Consider the following 16526-nt stretch of genomic DNA (forward strand, 5'->3'; position numbering starts at 1 on the left):
GCGCAGGGCCGGAGAGGGAAGCGGCCTTGCGCTGCCCTTTAACCCGTGATCAACCGATAGGACAGGCCTTCCGCAATGTGGGCGCGCCCGACGGTGTCGGCTCCGGCAAGATCGGCGATGGTGCGCGATACCCTCAGCATCCGGGTGTAGCCGCGGGCCGACAGGCGCAGCTTTTCGGCGGCTTGCAACAGCAGCTTGCGCCCGCCCTCGTCAGGCGTGGCGAAATGCTCCAGCTTCTCGCCTTCGAGTTCGGCATTCGAGCGCACCCCTCTGGCGGTCTGGCGCGAGCGGGCAGCGGCGACGCGGCGGGCGACTTCGGCGCTGCCCTCGGCCGGCGGGGGCAGGGCCATGTCGATCGCGCTGACAGCGGCGACATGGACGTGGAGATCGATCCGGTCGAGCAAGGGCCCCGAAAGCCGCCCCTGATAATCGCCCACGCAGCGCGGGTACTTGTTGCAGTTCCTCGCCGGATCGCCGGCATAGCCGCAGCGGCACGGGTTCATCGCCGCAACCAGCTGCACGCGGGCGGGGAAGGTGACATGGGCATTGGCGCGGGCGACATCGACGTGCCCCGTCTCCAGCGGCTGGCGCAGCGAATCGAGCACCGGGCGCTGGAATTCGGGCAACTCGTCGAGGAACAGCACGCCGAGATGTGCCAGGCTGACCTCGCCCGGGCGCACCTTCAGCCCGCCGCCGGTCAGCGCTGCCATGCTGGCCGAATGGTGCGGCGCGCGGAACGGGCGGGCGCGGCTGATGCGGCCTGCTTCCAGCGTTCCGGCGACCGATTGCACCATCGACACTTCCAGCGCCTCGGCAGGGGTCAGGTCGGGCAGGATGCCGGGCAGGCAAGATGCGAGCAGGCTCTTGCCCGAACCCGGCGGGCCGACCATCAGCAGGTTGTGGCCGCCAGCCGCCGCGATTTCGAGCGCGCGCTTGGCCGTTTCCTGCCCTTTGACCTGTTTGAGATCATTCCCGCCCGCGCCATCGGCGACTTCGCCGCGGGGCGGCTCTGGCAGCACCAGCGATCCCTTGAGATGCCCCAGCAGGCTGACCAGATCGCGCGGGGCAAGCACGGGCACCCCGCTCGCCCAGCGCGCTTCGGGGCCCTGATCGGCGGGGCAGATCAGGCCGGTGCCCGCCTCGCTGGCGTGGAGCGCTGCAATCAGCACGCCGGGGCTGGCGACCACGCGGCCATCCAGCGCCAGTTCGCCCACCGCGATCCAGTCTCCCAGCTGTTCGGCATCGGTCACGCCCATCGCCGCCAGCAGGGCGAGTGCGATCGGCAGATCGTAATGCGATCCGTCCTTGGGCAAATCGGCGGGGGAGAGGTTCACCGTGATCCGCTTGGGCGGCAGCGCAAGACCCATGGCGGACAATGCCGCCTGCACCCGTTCACGGCTTTCGCTCACCGCCTTGTCGGGCAGGCCGACCACCGTGAAGCGCGGCATGCCGGGCGCGACCTGACACTGCACTTCGACAGCGCGAGCCTCCAGCCCCAGATAGGCAACGGTTCTTACCAGCGCGACCATCTGCGAACCCCCTTAGCCCTGTTTGCAGATAGTGCAGGTTTAAGAGGCACTTGTCGAGCAGCTTGGGCGGGGCGTTAAGGAATTTTGAAAGCATAAATCTTGGCAATTCCCAAAGGTGGCGCGGGCCATGGTGCAGGCTATGAACCGCGCCCTTGCCCTCCTGCTTGCCGCCTTTGCGCTGCTGCTGCCCGACACGGCGGCGCTGGCCCAGAACGGCGCGCGCGTGGTGGCGAGCGTCAGCTGGGTCGAGGAATGGGATCCGGTCAGCGGCCAATGGGTGCGGGTGGAAGACAGCCCCGCGGCGGTCGCTCCGGCAGGATACGAAGCGCGCACCACCACGCTGGTGCAGGCCGGCCATGTCACCATCACCGAAACCGTGCGCGAAGAACCGGTGCGCTTCATCGCCCTGCCGGCCCGCGCCGCACCGGGGGCCGCGCTGGCGCAGTACGGCCCGTTCCGTGTGCTCGACGAAAAGCGCGCCGCGCTGGTCGGTTCGACCGATTCGGCGTCCCCGCAGGCCTTTGCCGCGATGCTGGCGGCCCATCCGGGGCTGGAAGTGATCGAATTCGCCGATGCGGCGGGGACCAGCAATGATCTGGCCAACCTGAAGCTGGGACGTGCCATCCGCGCCGCGGGGCTGGCGACCCATGTTCCGGCAGGCGGCTCGGCGCGTTCCGGCGCGGTCGAGCTGTTTCTTGCCGGCACCCGCCGCACGATGGACCCGCAGGCACTGTTCGCGGTGCATTCCTGGCGCGACGAGCGCGGACGCGAGCCTGCCGACTTTGCCCCGGATGCGCCGGAAAACCGGCTCTATCTCGATTACTATGCCGAAATGGGCATGACCGCGGCAGAGGCCCGCGCCTTTTACGCCATGACCAATTCGGTGCCGCATTCGGGCGCGCTGTGGATCGATGGCCGCGATATGGCCCGCTGGATCGCTCCGGACGCGCAGGAACTGACCCCGCAACTGGAAGCCGGGATCCGCTTTGCGCTGGTCCGTTCGGGTGCGGCGCTTGCCGACGCCCTGCGGTCGCCGCGCATCGCATTCGCGGCCCCGCAGATCGCGCCGCAGCTTGCTTATGCCGACACGGGTGCGGGTTTGCTTGACTCAGGGGTGGCTTTCCCATAACGGCACCCGCCTGTTCACGGTCGTGGTGACGCGGCCACGGTTGGCGCGTGGGATGATCCCGATGCAGTCCGGCCGGTAATCTTTCGAGGATGATATGAAGCGTACCTTCCAACCCAGCAATCTCGTGCGTGCCCGTCGTCACGGCTTCTTCGCGCGCAAGGCGACCCCGGGTGGCCGCAAGGTCCTGCGCGCCCGCCGTGCGCGTGGCCGCAAGAAGCTCTGCGCTTAATTTTCTGGCGCCCTCAGGTGCCGGGCGCGGGCCGTCCGGCCCGCTTGGCTTTCGCGGCATAAGCCGCGATGGGCAGTCGCCCTTGCGGGCTCCCTCAGGGAGCCCGTTTGCGTTATCGGGCACATCATGATTTCGGTCCTGACCAAGCGCGCCGATTTTCTCAGCGCCAATAGCGGCACCCGCAATGCGCGGGCCGGGTTTGTGCTGCTGACCCGCCCGAACGATGGGCAGGGCATCCGCTACGGCATCACCGTCACCAAGAAGATCGGCAATGCGGTGGTGCGCAACCGCATGAAGCGCCGCTTCCGCGAATTGCTGCGCGCCGCCTTGCCGGTGCAGGGCCTGCCCGATCATGATCATGTGCTGATCGGCCGCGCTGGCGGGATCGAGCGCGATTTTCACCTGATGGCGGATGAACTGGGCCGCGCCCTCGATCGCGCTCGTGAGGGCAAGGGCGATCCTTCCGGTGGACGCCGCCCGCGCAAGGGGAACCGCAAAAAGTGAAGCAGGTTCTGATCCTCGTCGCACGGGCATGGCAGCTTGGCCCTTCGCGCATTTTGCCGCCCACCTGCCGCTACGCGCCGTCCTGCTCGGAATACGCGATCCAGGCGATCGGCAAGTATGGTGCGTTCAAGGGTGGATGGATGGCGTTCAAGCGGCTAATGCGCTGCCACCCCTGGGGCGGACACGGGCATGATCCGGTGCCCTAGGGGTCTGGAAACGGGACCGTTCTAACCCCATAATACACTTCTCGTCGCATTCTTTCGGGGCATACACTTGGACAATCGCAATCTTCTGCTCGCCGTTCTGCTTTCGGGCCTGCTCATTCTCGGGTGGGACGTGGGGATGCGGTATTTCTACCCCGAAGCCGCGCTGACTGCCGAGGCGACCGAGGCCAAGCCTGTGGCGGCCAGCGCCAAGGCCGGCGGCGATCTGGGGGCAGAGGCCGCAGCGAACGGCAAGGTCGATCTCAAGGCTGCGCTCGCCAGCCCCAACCGCGTGGCGATCGATACGCCGCGGGTCACCGGCTCGATCAATCTCGTGGGGGCGCGCCTCGACGACATCGAGCTCAAGGATTACCGCGAGAGCCTCAAGAAGGATTCCGGCCCAGTCCGCCTGTTCATGCCCGAAGGCACGCCGGGGCAATATTTCGCCGAGTTCGGCTTTGTCGCTGGCGGTGTGCGCCAGCCTTCGACCGCGCTGTGGCAGGCCGACGGGACCAAACTGACGCCCGAAACCCCCGTCACCCTGACCCGCACCGATGATGCGGGGATCACCTATGCGATCAAATTCACGGTCGACAAGGATTACATGATCACCGCCACCCAGACCGCGACCAACGCGGGCGCGGCAGCGGCGATCATCCAGCCCTTTGCCCTGATCAAGCGCACCAGCACCACCGCCACGATCGACCAGTGGGTGGCCCATTCGGGCCCGGTCGGCGTGTTCGGCGGAACGCTGTGGGACCCGTATTCCTACGAGGAACTGGCCGAACTTGGCGGGGAAAAGCCCGAAGGCGCGGCCAGCTGGCTCGGCTTTACCGATCAGTACTGGCTCGGGGCGCTGGTGCCGGGCAAGGGCGAGACCGGCAGCGTCGGTTTCCGTTCCCTCGGCAACAACCTGTTCCGCGCCGATCTGCTTTATGCCGCCACCACCGTGCCCGCAGGCGGCAGCCTGACGCAGGACACCCGGCTGTATGCCGGTGCCAAGGACAGCCGGATCCTCGACAAGTATGAAGACGGCGGCATCACCTATTTCGGCAAGGCGATCAGCTGGGGCTGGTTCGAGATCGTCGAAAAGCCGATCCTGTGGCTGCTGCGCACGCTCAATGGCCTTGTCGGCAATTTTGGCGTGGCGATCATCCTGCTCACCGTCATCATCCGCGGGCTGATGTTCCCGATCGCGCAGAAGCAGTTTGCCTCGATGGCGGCGATGAAGGCCGTGCAGCCGAAGATGAAAGAGATCCAGGAGCGCTTCAAGGACGACAAGCAGCGCCAGCAGCAGGAGATCATGAAGCTTTACAAGGACGAGAAGGTCAATCCGCTGGCCGGTTGCCTGCCGCTGCTGATCCAGATTCCGATCTTCTTCGCGCTTTACAAGGTGCTGGTGCTGGCAATCGAGATGCGGCACGAACCGTTCATCGCCTGGATCAAGGACCTGTCCGCTCCCGATCCGGCGCATATCCTCAACCTGTTCGGGATGCTGCCCTACGACGTGCCGGGCTTCCTGGCGATTGGCCCGCTCGCGGTATTGCTCGGCATCACGATGTGGCTGACGTTCAAGCTCAACCCCTCGGCGATGGACCCCGTGCAGCAGCAGATGTTTGCGATCATGCCGTGGATCCTGATGTTCGTGATGGCGCCCTTTGCCGCAGGTCTGCTGCTCTACTGGGTGACTTCCAACATCCTCACCGTGGCGCAGCAGAGCTACCTCTATTCGCGCCACCCGCAGCTGAAGGCGGCAAATGCCGCCGCGGCGGACAAGGCCAAGACCTAGGCCGCAGATGATGGACGAAGCCGAACAGCAGGCCCGCGAGGACGCCGCATCGAAGCTCTTTTCGGGGCCGGTGGATTTCCTGCTGTCCGCGCCGCAGCTGCAATTCCTGCCCGATCCGGCGGTGCCGGAGATCGCGTTCTGCGGGCGGAGCAACGTGGGCAAATCCTCGCTGCTCAACGCACTGACCGGCCGCAAGGCGATTGCGCGGGCTTCGGTGACGCCGGGGCGCACGCAGGAACTCAATTTCTTCGATGTGGGCAGGCCCGAAGAAGAAGGCGCGTTGCCGCTGTTCCGGCTGGTCGACATGCCCGGTTACGGCTTTGCCAAAGCACCGGTGAAGGTCGTCGAAAAGTGGAAGGCGCTGGTCAATTCCTACCTGCGCGGACGGCAGGTGCTGGTGCGCACGCTGGTGCTGGTCGACAGTCGTCACGGGCTGAAGGACGTTGACCGGGCGATGATGAAGATGCTCGACGAGGCGGCGGTCGGCTACCGCGTGGTGCTGACCAAGACGGACAAGATCAAGGCGAGCGAGCTCGACAAGGTCGCCCAGGCGACCGCCGCCGAAATGCGCAAGCACGTGGCGGCCTATCCCGAATTGCACCTTACCAGCAGCGAAAAAGGCATGGGCATCGCCGCCCTGCGCGCCGCTGTGGTCAGTGACGCGCTGGGCGAAGGATGGATGGGGTAGGGACTACTCCTTCGACCGGCGGAAGCCCGCCGCCTGCGCCTCGCGTTCGGTGCAGAACAACGCCTCGGGACGGGTCTGGTTGTAGTATTTCTGCCCCGGCAAGTGGTAGATGAAATCCCCGTGGCGGCTGTGGTTGCCCTTGATCGCGCAGCCCTGCGCATTGGTGTAGCGTCGGGGTGCAGCGGGCCGGGCGACGGGCGCAGCAGCGGGGCGCTCCGACCTCGCCAGCCGCACGTTGCGGTCATCGGAGCGCGGGTTGGCCACACGCCAGGCCGAGGGCTGCTCGAACTCGCCCGCCCACATGCCATGCCGGAACTGGCGGGCGATATTGACCGCAGCGTGGTAATCCTCGGGCGCATTGTCGAGTGCGATGGCCATCCCGCGCCGCGCTGCCTCGCGGGCGATGTCGATCCCCGCAGCCTCGCAGGTCGCGAGCGTGCGGCCATAGACATCCACGCCTTGCGCCATGCAGCGCACGCGCTGGCCCTCGACAATCTCGCGCAGGCTATTGGTGGCCTCTTCGCCGCAGGCCCATGGCTGGCCTTCGCGGGTGCACCCTTGCGCGCTTTCGGGTGCATCGATGCCGAGCAGGCGGATCCGGGTGCCGGTCATGTCGATGGTGTCGCCATCGATCACTGTAGCAGGACCGGTGAGCGTCTGTGCCTCAAGCGGTGCGGCGACGAAGACTGCCGCGAGGGCAATCGCGAGATGGTTCTTCATGCAAGGGAGATTAGACCCGAGACGTTAACGAGGTGTCACATCCGCCTGCGCCTGCGCCAGGATCACCGCGAGGCCGACCGATACCCCGGCGAGGAACTGTTCGCGCCCGACGTCGAGGTATTCGTCGGTGCTATGGGTGCGCCCGCCGCCGGCGCCGGTGCCGATTGTCAGGGCGGGGATGCCCATGCTCATCGGGATGTTCGAATCGGTCGAGCTTTCGTCGAGGCGCGGGGTGAAGCCCGCTGCGGCCGAGGCTTTCATCGCTGCCTGCACCAGCGGGTGATCGGGCGGGGTCGCGCCCGCAGGCCGGTCACCCTTCAATTGCGGATCAAGCGCGATGGTGCCCGCGCGGGTCGAGCGCGCCGCATTTTCCTGCGCGACGGCGGCATGGGCGGCGGCCAGCATGGCCTGCTCCAGATCACGCAGTGCGGCAGGATCGCCCGAGCGCAGGTCGAGCTCCAGCGCGATTTCGGCCGGGATCGAATTGACCGAGGTGCCGCCGCTGACCACGCTGGCGGCATAGGTCGTCTTGGGTTCGGCAGGCACGTTCACGGCGTAAAGCCCGCGCACCGTCTCGGCCATGGCGACCATCGGATTGACGATCCCGAAGGCGCCGTAGCTGTGCCCGCCCGGCCCCTTGAACACCAGCTTGTAGCGGCGTGATCCGACCGCGGCGTGGACGATCCGCGCCGCATCGGCATTGTCGATCGACAGGAACGCGCCGATGCGGTCCTTGTAGGCGCCCTTGGTGAACAGGTGGCGCACCCCGCGCAGGTCGCCCGGCCCTTCTTCGCCCACGGTGCCGACGAACAGGATCGGCTGGCGGGTCGAGATGTTCTGCTGTTCCAGCACCCGCACCCACGCGAGGATCGAGGCGAGGCCGAGACTGTCATCGCCGATGCCCGGTGCGAACAGCCGATCGCCTTCGCGGGTGACGGTGATCGGGGTGCCTTCGGGAAACACCGTGTCGAGGTGGGCGGAGACGACGAATACCGGCCCGTCGGTGGTGCCGGGGCGCAGGGCGAGGACGTTGCCTTCCTCGTCGATGGTGACATCGGCGAGGCCCGCATCGCGCAGCATCTGCGCAAAGGCGGCGGCGCGGCGTTCTTCCTTGAAGGGCGGGGCCGGGATTTCGGTGATGGTGACCAGATCGGCGATGATCCGGTCATATTGCCCTGCCAGATGCTGTTGCAGCGGCGCGGGCAGGGCGCCCGGAGCGGCCTCCTGCGCCAGTGCCGCAGGGGCTTGCAGAGCCAGAGCGCCGGCCAGCGCCAGCATACGCACCATGATCGTCATCGCAAATCTCTCCCGCGCCTATCTGGCGAACAGTTTGCCGATATCGGCGAAGGCCTTGAATTCCAGCGCATTGCCCGAAGGATCGCGCAGGAACATCGTCGCCTGTTCGCCCGGCTGGCCCTTGAAGCGGATGGTCGGCTCGATCACGAAATCCGCGCCGCCTGCGCGCAGCCGCTCGGCCAGCGCCTCCCACTGGTCCATCGCCAGCACCAGGCCGAAATGCGGCACCGGTACCCCGTGGCCGTCGACATGGTTGGAGGCGCGGTCACCCGCCTGCCCCGGCGCGAGATGGGCGACGATCTGGTGCCCGTGGAAGTCGAAATCGATCCACTCGTCGGAGGAACGCCCCTCGCCGCAGCCCATCACCTCGCCGTAGAAATGGCGGGCAGCGGCAAGATCGTCGACCGGAAAGGCGAGGTGGAAGGGGGGAAGGGACATGTGCGGCTCCTCGTTGGCCCTCTCTCTAATCCGTTCAGCCTCGACAGCGCCAGCCTGAATATCTAGGGCAGCGCCATTATCAGTCCCGGCAAGGTGGAGCGCAGCGGACATGAAACTTATCATCGGCAACAAGAACTACTCCAGCTGGTCCCTGCGCGGCTGGCTCGCGATCAAGCAGTCGGGCCTGCACTTCGACGAACTGACCGTGCCGATCATGGGCGAGGAGTGGGACCGGCTGAAGCAGGACATGGGCGAAGTGCAGCCTTCCAGCGGCAAGGTGCCGATCCTGTGGGATGGCGATGCCGTGGTGTGGGACAGCCTTGCGATCATGGAATACCTTGCCGACAAGGTCGGGCGCGAGCGGTTCTGGCCGAAGGACGAGGCCGCGCGCGGCATGGCCCGGGCGATGGTGGCCGAGATGCACTCGGGCTACCAATCGCTGCGCAAGGAACTGCCGATGAACATCCGCCGCCGGGTGGAACTGCCGGGCATTTCCGACCAGACCCGCGCCGATATCGTGCGCATTCTCCAATTATGGGCCGAAGCGCGGGCGCGCCATGGCGGCAGCGGGCCCTATCTGTTCGGCACCTTCGGCGCGGCGGATATCTTCTACGCGCCGGTCGTCACCCGCTTTGTCACCTATGGTATCGGCGTCCCCGGCTTCGCGCAGGCCTATATGCAGGCGATGTGGGAGCAGGACTGGATGGCCGAATGGATCGCGGCTGCCGGGCATGAGGAATGGGTGATCGAACAATACGAGATCCCGGCATGATGCGCCTGTTGCCCGTGCTGCTGCCCGTGCTGCTGGCGACGCTCGCGCTGCTGCCCGCGCCCGCCAGCGCATGGGGCTTTTACGCGCACCGCCAGACCGCCGCCATCGCCGAAGCCAATGTCTCTCCCGAAGTGCGGGCGAAGATCCGGGCGCTGCTGGCCTATGAAAAGCAGCTCGGCACGCCCGAATGCCCGCTCAAGACCTTGCAGGATGCGGCGGTCTGGGCCGATTGCGTGCGCGGCGAAGGCTGGCGTTGGGGCTATACCGCCGCGTGGCATTACCGCACCGCGCCGGTGTGCGAGGCGTTCAACCCGCGCGCCAATTGCGCGGGCGGCAATTGCGTCACCGCGCAGATCACCCGCGCCCACCGCATCCTTGCCGACGAACGCCTGCCCGCTGCGGTGCGGCTGGAGGCGCTGGCCTTCATGGTGCATTTCGCAGGCGATGTGCACATGCCGCTGCATTCGGGCGACAACGAGGATCGCGGCGGCAATGACCGCGAGGCCGATTACGGCATCCGGCCCGGCTACAACCTCCATTCGATCTGGGACGGCCCACTGGCCGAACGCGCCATCAGCGATCCCGCCGATCCGGTGGTGCGGCGCTATTCCCCCGCAGAACGTGCAGACCTTGCAGGCGGCACCCCCGATGACTGGGGCCGCGAAAGCTGGGAGATCGCCCGCAGTTTCGTCTACCCCACCGCCTTCGACAGCGAAAACGTGTGCGCCGCGCCCCTGCCCGAAAAGACCGCGCTGTCGCAGGAGGACATCATCCGCGGCGTGCCGGTCGCAAAGCGGCGGGTGCAGCAGGCCGGTCTCAGAATCGCGGATTTGCTCGAAAGCGCCTTTGCGCCGGGGCCATTGGTGGTGGAGGAACGGCGGCGCGGGCAATAGCGTGCCTTGCGCTGTCGCTTCACGCTGCTAACCCTTGGGCACGCATGACTGATGTTCTCGACCTTGCCAGGCGCCTGATCGCCGCGCCCTCGGTGACACCTGCAACCGGCGCGGTGTTTGCCGAACTTGAGGCGATGTTGGCACCGCTCGGCTTTGCCGTTCACCGCTTCACTCGCGGGGAGGGCGCCGAGGGGAGCGAGGAAGCGCCGGTCGAGAACCTGTTCGCGATCCGGCACGGGCCCGAAGGCTCGCGCCATTTCGCCTTTGCCGGGCACCTCGATGTGGTGCCGCCGGGTGACGGCTGGGCGTCCGATCCCTTCGATCCGCAGGTGCGCGGCGAACTGCTCCACGGGCGCGGCGCGGTCGACATGAAGGGCGCGATTGCCGCGATGGTCGCCGCCGTCGCCGACGTGCCGCAGGACGCCGGCACGATCAGCTTCATCATCACCGGCGACGAGGAAGGCCCCGCGCTCCACGGCACCCGTGCGCTGATCGATTACATGGCGGCGCAAGGCATCCAGCCCGACCTGTGCCTTGTCGGCGAGCCCACCTCGGTCAACCGGCTGGGCGACATGGTGAAGATCGGTCGCAGGGGCTCGGTCAATATCTTCATCGATGTCGAAGGGACGCAGGGCCATGTCGCCTATCCGCACCTTGCCGATAATCCGCTGCCGAAACTGGTGGCGATTCTGGCGGAGCTGGACGCGCTGACGCTCGACACGGGCACCCGCTGGTTCCAGCCGAGCAACCTCGAAATCACCGACATCAATGTCGGCAACAAGGCGCACAATGTCATTCCGGCGCGCGGTGCGGCGCGGATTTCGATCCGCTTCAACGATCTGCACACCGGCCACAGCCTGTCCGAGAGGGTGATGGCGATCGCCGAAAAGCACGGCGGCAAGGCGCGCCCGGTGATTTCGGGCGAGCCGTTCCTGACCGAACCCGGCGCGTTTTCCGCGCTGGTCAGCGCCGCCGTTGAGGCCGAGACCGGCGTGAAGCCCGAACTGTCCACTACCGGCGGCACGTCCGATGCGCGGTTCCTGCGCGCCGTGTGTCCGGTGATCGAATTCGGCCTGTGCAACGCAACCATGCACAAGCGCGACGAAGCCGTGGCGATCCCCGATCTGGCGGCTCTCGCCCGCATTTATGCCCGCATTGCAGGCGACGCGCTGGCTCTGGCGCCAACGGAAGAATAGCGCCTGCGCGGCGCACGGGAGAGATTATGGACCGCAAGCTGACCCTCTACATCCTCGCCGGCATGGTGCTTGGCGTGATCGTCGGACAGGTGCTCAACCAGATGGTGCCCGCCGATGTGATCAAGGCCGATATCGCGCCATGGTTCAAGCTGCTGTCGGACATTTTCCTCAATCTGATCAAGATGCTGGTCGCGCCGCTGGTGCTGTCGACGATCGTGGTCGGCATCGCGCATATGGGCGACAGCGCGGCGCTGGGCCGGATCGGGGTGCGGGCGCTGACATGGTTCATCACCGCCAGCCTCGTCTCGATCGGGCTGGGGCTGATCCTCGTCAACCTGTTCCAGCCCGGCGTGGGCGCGCCGATCCCCGATGTCGCCGAAGCCGCCGCTGCCGTGGGCGAGGTGAAGGAACTGAAGGCGACCGACTTCATCCTCTCGATCTTCCCCAAGAACGCAGTGGAGGCGCTGGCGACCAACAATATCCTGCAAATCCTCGTCTTCTCGATCTTTGCAGGGGTCGCTTTGTCGGCCATCGGCGAGCGGGGGCAGGCGCTGGTCAAGGGCGCGGATGCGCTGGCCGAAATGATGTTGCAGGTCACCGGCTACGTCATGCGCTATGCGCCGGTGGCGGTGTTCGGCGCGCTTGCCAATGTGGTCGCGGCGAGCGGGCTGGCGATCCTCGGAACCTATCTGACCCTGCTGGTCGAGTTCTATTTCTCGCTGGTGCTGCTGTGGGTGATTTTGCTGGGCGCAGGCGCGCTGTTCCTGGGCCGGCGCATCTGGGCGCTGATCCGCTACATCCGCCAGCCGCTGATGATCGCCTTTTCGACCGCATCGTCCGAAGCTGCGCTGCCCAAGCTGTTCGAACAGCTTGACCGCTTCGGCGTGCCGCGCCGCATTTCGGGCTTCATGCTGCCGCTGGGCTACAGCTTCAATCTCGATGGCTCGATGATGTACATGAGCTTCGCGACGATCTTCATCGCGCAGGCTTATGGCATGGATCTGAGCGTCGGCACGCAGATCATGATCCTGCTGACGCTGATGATCTCGTCCAAGGGCATCGCTGCCGTGCCGCGCGCTTCGCTGGTGGTGATCACCGGCACGCTCGCCATGTTCGGCCTGCCGGTTGAAGGCGTGGCGATCATCCTTGCGATCGACCAGTTCCTCGACATGGGCCGCACCGCCACCAACGTGGTCGGCAACGCGGTGGCGACTGCGGTGATCACCAAGTGGGAAGGGATGCTGGAGGTCGAGGAGCCCGAGTATGTCGAGCACCCCCACGCACCCGCCCACACCGCCGCCGATGGGCGGGCGGGGCTGGAACTCGATGAAAGCAATTTCGGGGACGGGAAGGGTTAGGGGCAGGCTGCCTCAGCCGCCCTTCACATACTCCACCGGCACGAATTCGCCGAGCGAGCACCCCGCGCCGCGCTGCGGCACGCCGCCGATGTTCTGGAGCGCATAGACGATCTGGACGCTGCACAGCTGGTTGATCGAGGTTTCGTAGGTGATCGCACGGTCGAAGCTGAGGCCCGGGCAGCTTTGGGTCAGGGTGTTGCGCCAGACCTTGCCGCTCTGCATTTCGAAATCGATCACACGGTCGCTGCGCACCACGGTCTGGCGGATCTGGTCGCGCATGATGCAGCGCTGGCCTTCGCCGAGCACCTTCACTGCGGGCGCACCGGCAGCAGGGTTGGCATCGGTGGCGCGTTCCACCGGCGCACAGGCGGCAGCGGCAAGCGGCAGGGCAATCAGCGAAAGGCGAGGGATCATCATGACGGTTTCTCCACCAGAGCGACGGTATGAACGCCCTTGCAGTTGAACCGCGGCTTAATCCGCGCTCTCGCACCATCCCCCGCGCCATTCACCCAGATAGCCGCGCGCGCCTCCATCGGCCTGCATCCATTCGGCCAGGTGCGAGACGCGGCCATCGGCTTCGATCCGCTTCACTATACGCAATTCGCGTCCGTACCGGTCGTAAGGCTCATCGACCCGCGCCGTCATCTGGAAAGCACCGCGGTTGAGCCACGTTTGCAGGGCCGCCGCTGATTGCTCCGCCTGCCTGGCCTCTGCCGGACAACGCGCGCGGATTTCGGCCGTATCGATTCCGACCACCCGGATGCGGCGCTCGCCTATCCGGAAGGTGTCGCCGTCGATCACGCAATAATACCCCCGGCCCTTGCCGCAGCGCGTGAAGGTGCCGGATATCCGCTCCGGATCGGATTGCAGGAAGGCAGGCGGCTCGTAGGCTCCGGGGAGAGCGATGATGAAGCCTATCGTGACGAGGGCGATCAGGGAGATGAACGGGCGCATGTCACGCCACGCCTGCGTCCATGACGATCCCCGTTTTGCCTGCCGCCGGAATCGGGGTGGTTGAACGCGCGGGCGACGCCACCACCGCACCCGCAAAGGTCTGCGAAACCTGGTCACATTATCGGGTTTGCGTGCCATGCCTTGCGCCGGTTCGATTGCGATGCGCCATCCGGAGTTTGCCGCTCATCGCCCTACCTCTTTTCCAGCACCTTCTTCCTGAAGCTGCACAGGTCCACGACCTTGCAGCGCCAGCACTCTGGTGTCCGCGCCTTGCACACGTATCGGCCGTGCAGGATCATCCAGTGGTGCGAATCGCGGCGGAAGGGCTGGGGCACGCGCTTTTCGAGCTTGGCCTCGACCTGATCGGGGGTCTTGCCCTTGGCCATGCCGGTGCGGTTGCCGAGGCGGAAGATGTGGGTATCGACCGCGAAGGTTTCCTGCCCGAACCAGCAGTTGAGCACCACATTGGCGGTCTTGCGCCCGACGCCCGGCAGCCTGACCAGCGCCTCGCGGGTATCGGGCACCTCGCCCCCGTGTTCATCGACAAGGATCTGCGACAGGGCGATCACGTTCTTGGCCTTGGAGTTGAACAGGCCAATGGTCTTGATGTGCTCCTTCAGCCCGTCCTCGCCGAGATCGAGCATCTGCTGCGGCGTCTGCACGCGGGCGAACAGCGCGCGGGTGGCCTTGTTGACCCCCACATCGGTCGCCTGCGCCGACAGCGCGACCGCGACGAGCAGCTGGTAGGCATTGCCATATTCCAGCTCGGTCTGGGGCGAGGGGTTATCCTCGGCCAGACGGCGGAAGAATTCGAAGATCTGGTCTTTGGTCATTCCGGATCAGGCGCGCTTTGCTGCGGGTGCGCTGCCTTCCACTCCATCGCCATCAGCGCCCGGTTTTCGACCGAGGGGTGGGTGTAGAACAGCGCTTCCTGCAAGGGCGAGGGGCGCGGATAGCGGTATTCGGCGGTCTTCACCAGCGCTGTGGCAAGGGCATCGGGCTCGTTCACGGTCTGGAGCGAATAGCGATCGGCCTCGGTCTCGCCCACGCGGGTGAGGGTGTTGGTGATCGGGGTGACAAGCAGGCCCAGCACCGATCCCACCACAGCGAACACCGGCAGACCGCGGGCTTCGTCGAGCCGCGCATCGCTGCCCAGCAGGCGGGCGGTGGGGGTGAACAGGCGGTGCAGCAGATAGAACAGCAGCATGGCCAGCAACGGCAAGAGCACAACCGAGCGCCAGACATGGCCCAGCTTGTAGTGCCCGGCCTCGTGCCCGGTCACCGCCCGCACCTCGGCAAGGCTCGCTTCCTTCAGCGCCACATCGGAAATCGCGATGCGGGCCGCGGGGCCGATGCCGGAAACATTGGCGGTGAAGCGGTCCGACTGGCGCGATCCGTCATACATGAAGATACGGTCTTTCGGGATATCGACATCCTCTGCGATCTGTTCCAGCGCGGTGCGCACCTCGCCCGGCGGCACCGGTTTGTAATCGTTGAACAGCGGCTCGATCAGCGGCGGCCCGGCGAGCAGCATTACCAGCGTGACCACGCCCGCCAGCCCGCCGCTCCACAGCCACCAGCGCGCTCCGGTGCGGCGGATCAGGACATAGACACCGGCGAGGAACAGCCCGCCCAGCCCCGCTCCCAGCGCTTCGCCGATCGCCATCTGGCCGAGGAAATCGCCGAGCGGCTGGCTCGACAGATCATAGGAACGTTCGCGGTGCCAATCGGTGTAGAGCGTCCAGGGCAGGGCGATCAGGGTCGAGATCAGCAGAAAGGCGGCGCTGACGGTAAAGGTCGCGAAGAAGCGCTGCGGATCGGCAAAGCGGGCGGCGATCCGGTCAAGCAGCCTCAGGCGCACCATGACCAGCGCGACCAGCACCGATACCACCAGACTGCCCAGCAACAGCCAGTGATTGCCGATGGTATAGGCCTCGGCCCGTGCCAGCGCCTCCGGGCCGAGGCTGTCGACCATCTGCGCCGCCTGCTGGGCGGGGGTAAGTGTGCCGGACATGATGATCGCTCCCCTGTGGATCACTGTGTATTATGCGAGTAATGCACCGCGGTCGCGCGGCGTCAAGCCTTACAGCCCCAGCACATCGTTCATGGTGTAGCGCCCGGCGGGCTTGCCGGTCAGCCACTGTGCCGCCTTCACCGCACCGCGGGCGAAGATCATGCGGTTTTCGGCCGAATGTGACAGTGTCAGGCGCTCCTCGCTGCCGGCGAAGATCACCGAATGCTCGCCCGCCACGGTGCCGCCGCGCAGGGTGGCAAAGCCGATCGCGCCCGGCCCCCGTGCCCCGGTCATGCCGTGACGGCCGCTCTCCATGTTGTCGCTGAGCACGATCCCCCGCCCCGCCGCTGCCGCCTCGCCCAGCAGCTTGGCCGTGCCGCTCGGCGCGTCGACCTTCATGCGGTGGTGCATTTCCAGCACCTCGATATCCCAGTCCGGCCCCAGCCGCGCCGCCGCCTCGCGCACCAGATGCGCCATCAGCGTCACGCCGAGCGAGAAATTGCCCGATTGCAGCACCGGCACCGCCTTTGCCGCTTCGGCCAGCATCACGAAATGCGGCTCTTCCAGCCCCGTCGTGCCGACCACGATCGGCTTGCCCGCAACCTTCGCCGCGGCGAGGTTTGCCGCCAGCGCTTGCGGAGCGGAGAAATCGACCAGCACATCGCAATGCGCCGCAAACGGCCCGATATTGCCGCCTGCATCCACGCCGACATGCAGCACATGGCCGGCATCGCGGATGGCCGCCTCCAGCGCCTGTCCCATGCGGCCCTTGTGTCCGATCACTCCGAATTGCAGCTGTGCCATTGCCTCGCCT

At 66.3% G+C, this 16526-nt stretch carries 19 protein-coding genes; 10 read left to right on the plus strand and 9 right to left on the minus strand.

The features are described from left to right. Positions 1-38: 38 nt before the first annotated feature. Positions 39-1529 (minus strand): YifB family Mg chelatase-like AAA ATPase, encoded by a 1491-nt coding sequence (locus ACU0AG_RS14280; RefSeq protein WP_482782951.1) that lies wholly within the window; start codon positions 1527-1529, stop codon positions 39-41. A 127-nt stretch (positions 1530-1656) separates the two neighbouring features. On the opposite strand from ACU0AG_RS14280, the gene ACU0AG_RS14285 reads away from it, so the two are divergent. From ACU0AG_RS14285 to yihA, 6 genes are all read left to right on the plus strand, one after another. Continuing rightward, on the plus strand, positions 1657-2658 hold the full coding sequence (locus ACU0AG_RS14285) for an alpha/beta hydrolase (protein WP_482782952.1): 1002 nt from the start codon (positions 1657-1659) through the stop codon (positions 2656-2658). A 94-nt stretch (positions 2659-2752) separates the two neighbouring features. Continuing rightward, positions 2753-2887 (plus strand): 50S ribosomal protein L34, encoded by a 135-nt coding sequence (rpmH, locus tag ACU0AG_RS14290; RefSeq protein ID WP_057884309.1) that lies wholly within the window; start codon positions 2753-2755, stop codon positions 2885-2887. Between the two features lie 126 nt (positions 2888-3013). Continuing rightward, positions 3014-3391: a ribonuclease P protein component gene (rnpA, locus tag ACU0AG_RS14295; protein ID WP_482782953.1), complete on the plus strand. Its 378-nt coding sequence runs from the start codon at positions 3014-3016 to the stop codon at positions 3389-3391. After that, complete coding sequence (gene yidD / locus ACU0AG_RS14300) at positions 3388-3597, plus strand: membrane protein insertion efficiency factor YidD (protein WP_088915331.1); 210 nt, start codon at positions 3388-3390, stop codon at positions 3595-3597. Before rnpA ends, yidD begins: the two co-directional genes overlap by 4 nt. Before the next feature lie 67 nt (positions 3598-3664). Continuing rightward, positions 3665-5383, plus strand: coding sequence for a membrane protein insertase YidC (yidC, locus tag ACU0AG_RS14305; RefSeq protein ID WP_482782954.1), 1719 nt, complete (start codon positions 3665-3667; stop codon positions 5381-5383). A gap of 10 nt (positions 5384-5393) precedes the next feature. Continuing rightward, a complete protein-coding gene (gene yihA, locus ACU0AG_RS14310) occupies positions 5394-6071 on the plus strand; it encodes a ribosome biogenesis GTP-binding protein YihA/YsxC (protein ID WP_482783013.1) in 678 nt (225 codons plus the stop codon). A 3-nt stretch (positions 6072-6074) separates the two neighbouring features. Here the strand turns inward: yihA and ACU0AG_RS14315 are convergent, their stop codons facing one another. Genes ACU0AG_RS14315 through ACU0AG_RS14325 form a run of 3 tightly spaced genes read right to left on the minus strand, consistent with a single transcriptional unit; the run spans position 6075 to position 8525 of the window. After that, a complete protein-coding gene (locus ACU0AG_RS14315) occupies positions 6075-6791 on the minus strand; it encodes a thermonuclease family protein (protein ID WP_482782955.1) in 717 nt (238 codons plus the stop codon). A gap of 24 nt (positions 6792-6815) precedes the next feature. After that, positions 6816-8087, minus strand: coding sequence for a M20/M25/M40 family metallo-hydrolase (locus tag ACU0AG_RS14320; RefSeq protein WP_482782956.1), 1272 nt, complete (start codon positions 8085-8087; stop codon positions 6816-6818). Positions 8088-8105: 18 nt separating this feature from the next. Further along, positions 8106-8525, minus strand: coding sequence for a VOC family protein (locus tag ACU0AG_RS14325; RefSeq protein ID WP_482782957.1), 420 nt, complete (start codon positions 8523-8525; stop codon positions 8106-8108). Positions 8526-8634: 109 nt separating this feature from the next. Here ACU0AG_RS14325 and ACU0AG_RS14330 point away from each other — a divergent pair, with 109 nt between their 5' ends. Genes ACU0AG_RS14330 through ACU0AG_RS14345 form a run of 4 tightly spaced genes read left to right on the plus strand, consistent with a single transcriptional unit; the run spans position 8635 to position 12744 of the window. Then, positions 8635-9297, plus strand: a complete 663-nt coding sequence (locus ACU0AG_RS14330) for a glutathione S-transferase family protein (protein ID WP_482782958.1) — start codon at positions 8635-8637, stop codon at positions 9295-9297. Beyond that, positions 9297-10190, plus strand: a complete 894-nt coding sequence (locus ACU0AG_RS14335) for a S1/P1 nuclease (protein ID WP_482783014.1) — start codon at positions 9297-9299, stop codon at positions 10188-10190. The genes ACU0AG_RS14330 and ACU0AG_RS14335 overlap by 1 nt, the downstream gene beginning before the upstream one ends. 44 nt (positions 10191-10234) lie before the next feature. Then, on the plus strand, positions 10235-11386 hold the full coding sequence (dapE, locus tag ACU0AG_RS14340; RefSeq protein ID WP_482782959.1) for a succinyl-diaminopimelate desuccinylase: 1152 nt from the start codon (positions 10235-10237) through the stop codon (positions 11384-11386). 26 nt (positions 11387-11412) lie between these two features. Further along, positions 11413-12744 (plus strand): dicarboxylate/amino acid:cation symporter, encoded by a 1332-nt coding sequence (locus ACU0AG_RS14345; RefSeq protein ID WP_482782960.1) that lies wholly within the window; start codon positions 11413-11415, stop codon positions 12742-12744. A gap of 12 nt (positions 12745-12756) precedes the next feature. On the opposite strand, the gene ACU0AG_RS14350 is transcribed toward ACU0AG_RS14345, so the two are convergent. The 5 genes from ACU0AG_RS14350 to dapB form a co-directional block, all read right to left on the minus strand. After that, positions 12757-13161 carry a hypothetical protein gene (locus tag ACU0AG_RS14350; RefSeq protein WP_482782961.1) on the minus strand — a complete coding sequence of 135 codons (405 nt, stop codon included), beginning with the start codon at positions 13159-13161 and terminating at the stop codon, positions 12757-12759. A 54-nt stretch (positions 13162-13215) separates the two neighbouring features. After that, positions 13216-13698: a thermonuclease family protein gene (locus ACU0AG_RS14355; RefSeq protein ID WP_482782962.1), complete on the minus strand. Its 483-nt coding sequence runs from the start codon at positions 13696-13698 to the stop codon at positions 13216-13218. Between the two features lie 191 nt (positions 13699-13889). Then, the gene (gene nth, locus ACU0AG_RS14360) at positions 13890-14531 is read right to left on the minus strand and encodes an endonuclease III (RefSeq protein ID WP_482782963.1); all 642 of its coding nucleotides are present in this window, start codon (positions 14529-14531) and stop codon (positions 13890-13892) included. Further along, complete coding sequence (locus ACU0AG_RS14365; protein ID WP_482782964.1) at positions 14528-15712, minus strand: M48 family metalloprotease; 1185 nt, start codon at positions 15710-15712, stop codon at positions 14528-14530. The genes nth and ACU0AG_RS14365 overlap by 4 nt, the downstream gene beginning before the upstream one ends. 69 nt (positions 15713-15781) lie before the next feature. After that, the gene (dapB, locus tag ACU0AG_RS14370) at positions 15782-16516 is read right to left on the minus strand and encodes a 4-hydroxy-tetrahydrodipicolinate reductase (protein ID WP_482782965.1); all 735 of its coding nucleotides are present in this window, start codon (positions 16514-16516) and stop codon (positions 15782-15784) included. Positions 16517-16526 lie beyond the last annotated feature (10 nt).

The organism is Erythrobacter sp. RANMB8, assembly GCF_056848235.1.